The organism is Gillisia xinjiangensis (genome assembly GCF_046298265.1).
In the GTDB taxonomy this organism is placed as follows: Bacteria; Bacteroidota; Bacteroidia; order Flavobacteriales; family Flavobacteriaceae; genus Gillisia; species Gillisia xinjiangensis.
Map to the genome: position 1 here is coordinate 1 of NZ_JBKAHK010000148.1, position 501 is coordinate 501.

The following is a 501-nucleotide window of genomic DNA, read 5'->3' on the forward strand; positions in this document are numbered from 1 at the left end:
CGGGCCAGCGCGGGATGGTTTTGACCCAGCGGGCACTCGAGCTGATGGAGCCACTGCACGAGGCACTGGAGGGTGTTCGCCGCGTCGTTGAGCAAGGAGCGCCGATCAATCCGGAGACCCTGCGTGCAACCGTGGTGATCGCGGCGAGCGACTACGTCCAGTATGCGCTGCTGGCACGCTACTCGGTCGTTTTGCGGCCGCAGGCGCCGATGGTCCGCATCGCCTGGCGGGCGCTCGACTTGATGGCACTCACGACACAGTTGGAGCGTGGCGAGGTGGACCTGGCCTTGGCAAGGCCCGAAGAAGCGCCGGCGGCGATGCGGCAGCGCCGGCTCTACGAGGAGGAGTATGTGGTCGTCGCGCGACAGGAGCATCCGGCCGTGCGCGGTGTCCTTGATCTGGACTTGTTCTGCGCGCTGGACCACGTCGTCGTTTCAAAACTGGGCGGAGGCTTCGCCGGACCTACCGATGCGGCGCTTGAGGCGATCGGCCACCGTCGTA

General features: G+C 66.7%; 1 protein-coding gene. It reads left to right on the forward strand.

Features of this window, described 5'->3' with window-relative positions:
* A partial coding sequence (locus ACKGJN_RS16940) for a LysR substrate-binding domain-containing protein (RefSeq protein ID WP_409540762.1) occupies positions 1-501 on the forward strand: 501 nt, incomplete at both ends.